10 protein-coding genes are annotated in these 10,051 nt (G+C 68.1%); 2 read left to right on the top strand and 8 right to left on the bottom strand.

All coding sequences use genetic code 11. The annotated features are described in order from the left end of the window. Nucleotides 1-84 precede the first annotated feature (84 nt). Nucleotides 85-630 (top strand): class I SAM-dependent methyltransferase, encoded by a 546-nt coding sequence (locus OQ789_RS25020; RefSeq protein WP_324689008.1) that lies wholly within the window; start codon nucleotides 85-87, stop codon nucleotides 628-630. 21 nt (nucleotides 631-651) lie between these two features. Here OQ789_RS25020 and OQ789_RS25015 read toward each other — a convergent pair whose 3' ends face one another. Beyond that, the gene (locus tag OQ789_RS25015) at nucleotides 652-2,031 is read right to left on the bottom strand and encodes a DEAD/DEAH box helicase (RefSeq protein ID WP_324689007.1); all 1,380 of its coding nucleotides are present in this window, start codon (nucleotides 2,029-2,031) and stop codon (nucleotides 652-654) included. Then, nucleotides 2,028-2,246 (bottom strand): hypothetical protein, encoded by a 219-nt coding sequence (locus tag OQ789_RS25010; protein WP_324689005.1) that lies wholly within the window; start codon nucleotides 2,244-2,246, stop codon nucleotides 2,028-2,030. The genes OQ789_RS25015 and OQ789_RS25010 overlap by 4 nt, the downstream gene beginning before the upstream one ends. An 81-nt stretch (nucleotides 2,247-2,327) precedes the next feature. On the opposite strand from OQ789_RS25010, the gene OQ789_RS25005 reads away from it, so the two are divergent. Beyond that, complete coding sequence (locus OQ789_RS25005) at nucleotides 2,328-3,176, top strand: enoyl-CoA hydratase-related protein (RefSeq protein ID WP_324689004.1); 849 nt, start codon at nucleotides 2,328-2,330, stop codon at nucleotides 3,174-3,176. Between the two features lie 82 nt (nucleotides 3,177-3,258). On the opposite strand, the gene OQ789_RS25000 is transcribed toward OQ789_RS25005, so the two are convergent. From OQ789_RS25000 to OQ789_RS24975, 6 genes are read right to left on the bottom strand one after another with little or no spacing between them, the layout of a single operon-like run. Beyond that, the gene (locus OQ789_RS25000) at nucleotides 3,259-4,968 is read right to left on the bottom strand and encodes an FAD-binding protein (RefSeq protein WP_324689003.1); all 1,710 of its coding nucleotides are present in this window, start codon (nucleotides 4,966-4,968) and stop codon (nucleotides 3,259-3,261) included. After that, nucleotides 4,965-6,353 (bottom strand): aromatic ring-hydroxylating dioxygenase subunit alpha, encoded by a 1,389-nt coding sequence (locus tag OQ789_RS24995; RefSeq protein WP_324689009.1) that lies wholly within the window; start codon nucleotides 6,351-6,353, stop codon nucleotides 4,965-4,967. The genes OQ789_RS25000 and OQ789_RS24995 overlap by 4 nt, the downstream gene beginning before the upstream one ends. A 33-nt stretch (nucleotides 6,354-6,386) precedes the next feature. Beyond that, nucleotides 6,387-7,919, bottom strand: coding sequence for an acyl-CoA synthetase (locus tag OQ789_RS24990; RefSeq protein WP_324689002.1), 1,533 nt, complete (start codon nucleotides 7,917-7,919; stop codon nucleotides 6,387-6,389). An 8-nt stretch (nucleotides 7,920-7,927) separates the two neighbouring features. Further along, complete coding sequence (locus OQ789_RS24985; protein ID WP_324689000.1) at nucleotides 7,928-8,800, bottom strand: enoyl-CoA hydratase-related protein; 873 nt, start codon at nucleotides 8,798-8,800, stop codon at nucleotides 7,928-7,930. A 15-nt stretch (nucleotides 8,801-8,815) separates the two neighbouring features. Beyond that, nucleotides 8,816-9,052, bottom strand: coding sequence for a biotin/lipoyl-containing protein (locus tag OQ789_RS24980; protein ID WP_324688998.1), 237 nt, complete (start codon nucleotides 9,050-9,052; stop codon nucleotides 8,816-8,818). Further along, on the bottom strand, nucleotides 9,045-10,043 hold the full coding sequence (locus OQ789_RS24975) for an alpha-ketoacid dehydrogenase subunit beta (protein ID WP_324688997.1): 999 nt from the start codon (nucleotides 10,041-10,043) through the stop codon (nucleotides 9,045-9,047). The genes OQ789_RS24980 and OQ789_RS24975 overlap by 8 nt, the downstream gene beginning before the upstream one ends. Nucleotides 10,044-10,051 lie beyond the last annotated feature (8 nt).

Below are 10,051 nucleotides of genomic sequence, written 5' to 3'. Positions count from 1 at the left end.
GCGTGGTCTTTCATCACCTCCACACCGACCACGACACCCGAACAAAGCCTTGCCCATCGGCAGCGGCTTGACATAGGGGCGCGCATGAGCGAAGCGGATCGGCGGCGCTGGGACGAACGGTACGCGGCGCAGGGGCCACCACCGTTGAGTTCGGTTGCGCCGCCGGACATCTTCGCCGGCCACGCCGATCTTTTTCCCACGGCAGGCACGGCCCTCGACGTCGCCTGCGGGCAGGGAACCGGCTCCGTGTGGTTGGCCTCGCGCGGCCTGCGGGTGACGGGGCTCGACGTCTCCCCGGTGGCCATCGGCCACGCACGCGAACTCGCCCAACGCGCCGCGGTGGGCAGTCGCTGTCGCTTCGACGTCGTCGACCTCGACGGCGGGCTGCCCGCGGGGGCGCGGGTGGACGTCATCCTGTGCTGCAGGTTCCGGGACCTGCGCCTGCACCGGGTGGTCGCCGAACGCCTCGCGCGGGGCGGTCTGCTGGCAATCGCCGTGTTGAGCGAGGTCGGGGCGAGCCCCGGTGCGTGGCGCGCGGTGGCGGGCGAGCTGCCCGCGGCCTTCGCTGGCCTGCACCTGATCGACGCGGACGAGGGTGACGGACGGGCGTGGCTGCTGGCCCGGCGCTGACGCGTTCGAACCCTTCGTGGGCTAGGTGGAGCTGCCTTGCGCGCGGCTCGAGCGGCGACGATCCTGTCGTCGCGCCGGCCCGCCGCCGCGGTGCGACATCGCGGATTCGGTGGGTGTCGGAGTCGTCCGGGGCGACCTGCTGGTCCTGTGGCGCCGCTGTCCGCCGGAAGCACTCCGATGCTGCTGCGGCGCGCGGGTGGGCGCCGACGCCGGGGCCGGGGCGGGAGCCTGGTAGGGAGCGACCTCTCCGACGAGCGCCTGCACCGACTCCGACCCGGCGGTCACCTGCTCGGGGGCGACCCTGATGCCGGCCTTGCGCATCAGCGCACGGGTGTGATCCCGCTCATCGGGCAGCACCACCGTGACGACGTCACCCGCGCTCCCGGCCCGCGCGGTGCGCCCCGACCGGTGCAGGTAGGACTTGTGCTCACTGGGCGGGTCGATGTGCACGACGAGCTCGACCTCGTCGACGTGCACACCCCGCGCGGCGATGTCGGTCGCCACCAGCACCCGGGCGCCACCCGAGGCGAACATCGCCAGGTTTCGCTCGCGGGCGGGCTGAGACAGGTTGCCGTGCAGGTCAACTGACGGGATGCCCGACGCGGTGAGCTGCCTGGCGAGCTTGCGCGCCTGATGCTTGGTGCGCAGGAACAGGATTCGGCGCCCGGTGCCCGAGGCGAGCCGGTGCACCACCTCTTTCTTGGCCTCGGTGTTGGCGACGTGGAACACGTGATGGGTCATCTCCGATACCGGCGAGTTCGCCTCGTCGACCGAGTGCAGTACTTCGTTTCGCAGGAATCGCCGGACCAGCTTGTCGACCCCGTTGTCCAGGGTCGCCGAAAACAGCAGGCGCTGACCACCATTCGGGGTGGCGGCCAGGATCCTGGTGACCGCGGGCAGGAAGCCGAGATCGGCCATGTGATCGGCCTCGTCGATGACCGTGATCTCGATCGCCTCGAGGCTGGCCAAACGCTGCCGCATCAGGTCCTCGAGCCGGCCCGGGCAGGCGACCACGATGTCGACTCCGGACTTGAGCGCCGCGACCTGACGGCTTTGCGACACGCCGCCGAAGATGGTGGTGATGCGCAGACCGCAGGCCGTCGCCAGCGGCTCGAGCGTCGCTGTGATCTGCGTCGCCAGCTCTCGGGTCGGCGCGAGCACCAGGCCGGACGGTCGCGAGGGGTGCCGCTTTCCCTCCGCCAGGCGGCTGACCAGCGGGATCGAGAAGGCCAGCGTCTTGCCGCTGCCCGTCTTTCCGCGGCCGAGCACGTCCCGGCCGGCGAGGGTGTCGGGCAGCGTCTCGACCTGAATCGGAAACGGATGGGTGAGGCCGCGCCCGGCGAGCGCGGCGACCAGGTCGGTGCGCACGCCAAGGTCGGCGAAAGTCTTGTCGGAAGTCACTTTTCGTGCCTTTCAGGCATCGGTGGTGCCGGGGCAGCGACATCGATGTCGCGCGGCCGGCGGCACACGGGCGAGATTGCCGGATGGCAAAATCGATCGCCGCGAGACAAGTCAGTGCGGGATGCACGGATCATCCAGGTGACGAGCGCGATCTTCTTGGCTGTCACCAGGGGGATGAGGAAGTGTTCCACGACGGTGTTGGCACGTGGTGTCATGACGCCAACGTTGCCGCCAGCCTACCGTACGGTACGCAAAACGCTCTAACCGGCCACGAGGCCTCCGGTAATGTCACCGGGATGGAGCGGCGCGTCCTGGAGGCGGTCATCTACGAACGGGAACCGCCGATCGCCCGGATCATCCTGAATCGGGTGGACAAGGCCAACACCAAAGACGCAGTCCTGGTCGGCGAGGTCGACAGCTGCCTGCACGAGGCCGACCGCGACAAGGACATCAAGGTCGTCATCCTCAAGGCGAACGGCAAAGGATTCTGCGGGGGCCACGTGGCCCGGTGGGGCCCCGAGGAAAACCCCTATCCGGATTTCGGGGACACGTTCGAGGACCTCTACAAGGGCACCGCTGACCTGTTTTTGTGGCCGACGCTGTATCTGTGGGAGTTCCCCAAGCCGACCATCTCGCAAATCCATGGCTACTGCATGGGCGGGGGGATCTATCTCGGCTTACTGACCGACTTCTGCGTGGCCTCCGACGACGCGTATTTCCAGATGCCCCTTGCCCAAAGCCTCGGCGAACCCGGCGGGCACACGATGATCGAGCCGTGGTTGTTGATGAACTGGCATCGCACCATGGACTGGCTGCTGCTGGCGCCGACGTTGTCCGCGCAGCAGGCCTTGGACTGGGGCCTGCTCAACAGGGTGGTGCCGCGCGACGACCTCGAGGACACGGTCGAGGAGATGGCGCGCAAGATCGCCCAGATTCCGCTGACCACGCTCATGGCCGTCAAGAACAACGTGAAGCGCGCATGGGAACTGATGGGCATGCGAGTGCATCTACAGGTCAGCCACATCCTGACGAACATGGTCGGCGCCGCGTCCGATGTGCAGGCGCGGCGGGCCGAGCTGATGCAGTCGGGCATGAAGCCGCGCGAATTCGTCGACCGCGACGAACAGCCGGGCCCTCCAATGTGAAGCTGGCCGCACACTCGAGTTCGAGTGTGCGGCTGGCCGCACACTGGGCGTGAAGGGCGATCAGGGTTCCGGGGCGCGTGGCCTAGCGGCTCATCTCGCCGGCGATCTTGCGTCCCGCCGCGTGGCGGGCCGCGACGTAACCGAACACCATGGAGCTGGCGATGCTCGCCCCCGCACCCGGATATGTCCGCCCCATCACCGTCGCGGTGGTGTTGCCGGTGGCGTACAAGCCCTCGATCACCCGATCCTGTTCGTCGAGAACCTGTGCGTGCTCGTTGGTGATGACGCCGCCGCACGTCCCGACGTCGGCCGGCAGCACCCGGGTGGCGTAGTACGGCGCGGTGTCGAGCGGGCCGATGGCGGCGTTGGGACGGTACCCGGGATCGCCGAGGCAGTCGTTGTAGGCAGACTGGCCGCGGCCGAAGTCGGGGTCCAGCCCCTTGGCCGCGAACTGGTTGAAGCGCCGGATCGTGCTCGCCAATTCGTCGGCGGGGAGGCCGATTTCGCGGGCGAGGCCCGAAATCGTACCGGCCCGTTTGACGGCGCCGGACTCGATCAGCTCGGGGGGCAGCGGCTGATTCCGTTTCAGGCTTTTCAGGGGGCTCGCACTCGTGACGTATCGGCGCACGTATCCCTCGTCGAAGATCATCCAGCACGGCACGGCCTTGTTCGCATACATCGCCTTGCCGACCTCGACGTAGGAGTTGGACTCGTTGCAGAACCTGCTGCCGGTCGAGTCGACGTAGATGGCGCCGGGACGCTGGCGCCCCGAACCCAGGGAGGCGGCGGCCGCACCGCCGTTGGCGATGAAAACCGAAGGCAGCCACCACGCCTCGTCGAGCAGATCGGTCCTGGCGCCCAGCCGCATGGCCGCCTCGAGCACCTCGCCGGTGTCGCCGGCGTTGGCGATGGACCACTTTCCCTCGTTGGGCTGATCGCCGCTGTAGCGGCGGCGCATCTCCGGGTTGTGGCCGAAGCCGCCGGCGGCCAGCAGCACCCCTTTGCGGGCCTCGACCCGCAGCGGCTTCCCGTCGCGGACGACGCACACACCGACCACCCGGCCGTTCTCGACGACCAGGTCCGTCATCGCGGCGTCGGTCCACAGCGGGGGATGCCCGTCGCTGAGATCCAGCAGCGCCTTGAGCATCTGACCGATCAGCGACGCGCCGTTGGTGAGGATCTGGCGCCGCCGGGCCCGCGCGATCGCGGTGCGCAGGAAGACCCGCGATGCGACGGCGAAGGCGCGCGGCGCGCGGTTGAAATACTGGACGGACCGCAACTCGTTGGTCAGGACCACGTACCCGTAGTTCTTCGCCAGCGGCGGCTGCACCTTGTCGCGGTAGCTGCCGAGCCGCGCGGCGTCGAACGGGACGCACTCGACGGCGCGGCCGGATGCGTTGCCGCCCTTGTGGTTCGGGTAGTAGTCGCTCCAGCCCGCACACCGGATCAGTTCGACGCCCTTGCGGGTGAGGAAGTTGATCATCTCGAAACCCGCGGTCAGGAACATCTCGCGGCGCTCGGGTGAGGACGGCGCACCGATGTCACCGACCACGTCGGCCAGATAGGCCAGGCCGTCCTCGTGCGAATCCGCGATGCCGTCGGCGCGCATCAGGGGGTTGTTCGGCAGCCAGACGATGCCGCCCGACAGCCCCGTCGAACCGCCGACCAGCGGCTGCTTTTCGATGATCAGCGGTTCGAGACCGCAGTCCAGCGCGGCCAGCCCAGCGACCATGCCGCCCCCGCCGCTGCCCGCGATCACCAGGTCCGCAGAGTGATCCCACCCGGTGCTCATGGCGCCTCCGGGCCGAAGCCGAGGTCGACGGCCGGTACGTCGATCGTGGTGTTCGTCTTCTGGATGGCGGGCAGCAGGGTGGCGTAGGGCAGGCCGGCCAGGAAACCGTCGATGACTCGCTCGAAGTTCGAGATCAGGCCCTCGATCTGGTCGGACAGCCGCATGAATTCAAAGCCCTTGGAGTGCAGGCCTTTCTGCTGTCGCGGCAGGTTGGAGAAATCCTGGGCGGGGATGGGCGGCCAGCGCGGGTCGTCGGGCGCCATCGGTTGTGGAGGGGTGGGCTTGCCGGCCGACGCGTCCGCCGGAAGCCTGGTGAGAGACCAGATCTCGAACAGCGTCTCCTCGGGTCCGAGCGGACGGATGCGATACGAGGACGCGCTGCTGTACGTCGGCAGGATGAAGTGGTGCGGGAAGGCGAATCCGATGGCGTCGGTGATGCCGCGGCGGACCAGGTCGTTGAGGTCGGGCATGCCGCTGCCGCGCGCGCGGTGCCAGCTGACGACGGCGTCGTTCAGCGCGCTGCGCCACGCCGCCATCGCCGCAGCCGGATCGGCGGGCAACTCGATGTTCTGCAGGCCCTCGGCGATGCGGATGTCGTTTTCGTGCGTCATGCCGCCCATGCCGTCACCGAGCGTGCGCATGAAATACAGGCTGCTCGCGACGACGGGATGCACCGTCGCGGCGGGGGCGCCGGTCTGCGCGGACGGCAGCAGCTGGGGGTGGGTCTGCGGGACGTGGTAGCCCTCCATGAACGCCGCCGTCGCCAGCTTCCAATTCACCGGCAGCAGGCACGATTGCCACCACTCCACGCGCAGCGAGTCCACCTGCCACGCGTCGTAGATCGAGGCGAACGGCTCCATCCAGTCGCGCAACGCCGGAGCGTCGTCGTCGAGGTTGATCCACGCGCACCCGCCCCACAGCTCGCAGCGTACGGCCACCAGCTGCAGGTCGTCGTCGGCCATGTTCTCCGCGGCGAACGCCTCGGGGCGCAGGACGAAGGTGTTGCGGCCGTCGATGCCCCAGCACCAGCCGTGGAAGGGGCACACGAAGGTGCGCCGATTCCCGTTGCCTTCCACCAGCTTCACGCCACGATGCCGGCACGCGTTGTGGTAGGCGCGGACGTTGTCGGCGTCCAGCCGCACCACGATCACCGACTCGTCGAGGATGGTGTATTCGACGAAATCGCCGGGCTTGGGGATCTCCTCGAGCCGGCACGCCATCTGCCACACCCGCGGCCAGAACATCTCCGCCTCCAGCGCGTAGAATTCCGGGTCGTAGTAGCGCTGCTTGGGGATTCGGTCGGCGACCTGGACCGCCCACGGCACCGGTAGCGGCGTCCAATTCACCCCCGCCCGGCCGTGCGCGCCGGAGATCTCGTTGCCCATTCCTACAGCCATCTCGTCATTCCTTGCGTCGCATCACAAGATCCGCGAAACCCGTCCCCGCCAGTAGCGGTCGCGGATGCGCCTCTTGTACAGCTTTCCGTTCGGGTCGCGCGGCAGGTCGTCGTCGAATTCGATGGTGCGTGGACACTTGTACGCGGCCAGGCGGGCCCGGCAGTACTCGATGAGTTCGGCCTCGAGCCCGGGCCCGGGCACCACGCCGTCGGCCGGCTGCACGACGGCCTTCACCTCTTCGCCGAATTCGTCGTTGGGAACCCCGAAGACCGCCGCGTCGAGCAGCTTCGGATGCATGACGAGCAGATTCTCCGCCTCTTGCGGATAGATGTTGACGCCGCCGGAGACGATCGTGAACGTCGACCGGTCGGTGAGATACAGGAACCCGTCGCGATCGACGTAGCCCATGTCGCCGAGCGACCGCCAGCCGCGGTCGTTGTACACCGACGCGGTCTTGGCGGGATCCTTGAAGTATTCGAACTCCGGCCCGCCTTCGAAGTAGAGCTCGCCGGACTCGCCGACGGGAAGTTCCCGCCCGTCCTCGCCGACCACGTGCACCGGCGCCATCGGCACGCCCACAGAGCCGGGATGCGCCAGCCACTCCTGCGGCCCGATCGTAGTTCCGGCGAAACCTTCTGTGCCGCCATAGTATTCGTGAATGATCGGCCCGAACCACTCCATCATCCGGTGCTTGACGTCAACCGGGCACGGCGCCGCGGCGTGGATGACGCATCGCAGACTCGACACGTCATAGCGTTCCCGGACCGCCGCGGGCAACTTGAGCATTCGGACGAACATCGTCGGCACGAACTGTGCGTGGGTCACGCGGTGGGTCTCGATCAGCCGCAACACCGCCTCGGCGTCGAACTTCTTCATGATGATCGACGCGGCGCCCACCCGGTTCGCCGCCATGGTGTAGTTCACCCCGGCCGCGTGATACAGCGGCGCGGGGGACAGGTACACGCTCGAGGGGCTCATGCCGTACTTGTGAATCAGCGCCATCTCGAGCACCGACTGTGCCCAGGATCCGTTGCCGTCGACGGGAAGTGCCCGTCGTACCGCCTTGGGCCGTCCCGTGGTGCCCGACGAGTAGAGCATCTCCGATCCGTCCGATGCCGGCGGCGCGTCGCCCGCCATGGCCAACGCGTCCTCGTAGGAGCGCCAGCCGGGCAGGGGGCCGCCGACGCAGACGTGGGCGACCACCGAGGCGTTGGCGGCGCGGATGTGCGCTGCCAGGTCGGGCATCGAGGCGTCGACGAAGACGGCCTTGGCCTCGGCGTCGTCGATGATGTAGCTGGCCTCGTCGGGCAGGAAGTGCGTGTTGACCGGGGTGTAGTAGAGCCCGGAACGCTGTGCACCCCAGGCGATTTCGAGGAATTCGGGCCGGTTCGGTAGCACCAGCGCCACGCCGTCGCCGCGGCGCAGCCCCGCGTCGTGCAGGGCGGCGGCGACCCGCGTGCTCCGGGCGTGCAGTTCGCCGAACGTGATCGCGGCGCCCTCGATCAGCAGCGCCGGCGACTGCGCGGCCGCGATCGCGTGATCGGCGATGTTCACCTGGGGTCCTATGTCGCTGCGGCGCCGTCGGTCTGGGCGGCGGCTGCCGCCTGGCGGCGGGCGTGCTCGGACGGCAGCACCTTGTCCTTGAAGACCGTCTGGATCAGCTGCTGCACGTCCTTGCTGATCGACGCGAGGGCGACGAGGTCGTTGGAGCTCTGCCAGTGCACCCGCATGCCCATCAGCTCCCAGGCGCGTTTGAGGTTGGCCTTGGTGAGCATCAGGGTCGTCAGCGGCGCCTGGGCGATGTGGCGGGCGATCGCGTCCACCCGGGCGTCCAGGTCTTCGCGCTTGACCACCTCGTTGACGAGGCCGACCTCCAACGCCTTCTTGGCGTCGATCACCTCCGCGGTGAACAGGTAGTAGGCGGCGCGGCGCCAATTCATGAACACCCAAGGCTCGATGGAACATTCACCGGAGGGCATACCGAAACCCTGTAGCGGTGGGTAGGAGAAGTACGCGTCCTCGGAGGCGATGACGATGTCGGTGGTCAGGCCCATGTGGGTGCCGCCCCCGACGCAGTAGCCGTGCACCTGCGCGATGGTGGGCTTGGAGAACTCCCACAGGTTGAGGGTCGGCTTGACGAACAGATCCGACTGCGCTTTCCACGGGTGCCCGGTCACCATGGCGTTCGCGACGAACTCCGGGTAGTCGACGGCGTTGTTGCCGATCGCGTGCCCGGAGCAGAAGCCCTTGCCGTTGGCTTTGAGCACCAACACCTTGATGTCGTAGTCGCGGTCGGCGTCCAGCAGCGCGGCGTCGACCTCTTCGGCGAGCTTCTGGTCCTGGGCGTTGGCCTTCTCCGGCCAGTTCAGGGTGATCTTCGCGATCGGACCGTCCTTCTGGTAGATGATCCGTTCACGAGTCTCGTTGAGGTCCATACAGTTACACCCTTTCTAGGAAGTGATGACGCCGATTTCTGCGCCGATGTCGTAGGTGGTACCGACCTGGCCCGTCCAGGACACCGTGCCAGAGGCTCCCGCTTCGATCTCCTGTTCCACCTTCTCGGTGGCGATCACGTAGATGGGCGTGCCGGACTCGACGTGCTCGCCGGCGCCAACCAGCAGGCCGGTGAGTTCGGCCTCGGAGACCGCGACCGAAACCCGGGGGATGCGAATGATGAAGTCAGCCACCCGCGTCGGCCCTCTTCATGGTGCGCTGAGCCGCCTCCACGATGCGTGCCTGTGAGGGGTACACCTGCGCCTCGAGCGACGGCGCGGCCGGGTTGGGCACGAACCGCGCCGCGACCCGCTCGACGGGCGCGGCGAGCTCGCCGAACAACTCGCCGGACAGTATCGCCGCGACTTCGGCTCCGGGACCGGCGAATTGGACCGCGTCGTGCACGACGACCGCCCGGCGGGTGCGCCGGACAGACTCGACGATGGTCTCGACGTCCAGGGGCACCAGGGTGCGCAGGTCGACGACCTCGGCGCTGATGCCCTGCTCGCCCAGGGTGGCCGCGGCCGCGAGCGCGTCGTGCACGCAGCGTCCGTAACCGATCAGGCTCACGTCGGTGCCGGACCGCTTGATGTCGGCCTGGCCCAGCGGAATCGAGAAGCCCGGGTCCACGGGCACCGGTCCCTTCTTGCCCTGCAATCGGATGGTCTCGATGAACAGGCAGGGGTCGGGGTCGAAGATCGCCGACGTCAGCAGTCCCTTCCCGTCGCGCGGCGTGGACGGCACGATCACCTTCATTCCGGGGATGTGCATGAACCACGCCTCCAGGCTTTGCGAGTGCGTCGCGCCGGTGGCCAGCCCGGCGTACACCTGGGTGCGGACGGTGATCGGCGCCGAGGTGCGTCCCGCGGTCATGAACCGCAGTTTGGCGGCGTTGTTGATCAGTTGGTCGGCGGCGATGCCGATGAAGTCCATGATCATGATCTCGGCCACCGGCAGCAGCCCGTCAATGGCGGCACCGATGGCCGCACCCAGGATTGCGGCCTCCGAAATCGGCGTGTCGAGGACACGTTCGTGGCCGTATTTCGTCGACAACCCCGCGGTCGGGCCGGACGCGCCCGGGTCGGCGATGTCCTCACCGAGCAGGAACACCCGCTCGTCGGCCGCCAGCGCCTGATCCAGCGCGAGGTTCAGCGCCTCGCGCATCGTCATCTCCGCGTCGTCCATCACCAAAT

The sequence above is a fragment of the Mycobacterium sp. 94-17 genome (assembly GCF_035617725.1).
Taxonomy (GTDB): Bacteria; Actinomycetota; Actinomycetes; order Mycobacteriales; family Mycobacteriaceae; genus Mycobacterium.
This window is presented reverse-complemented; position numbering and strand designations above follow the sequence as displayed.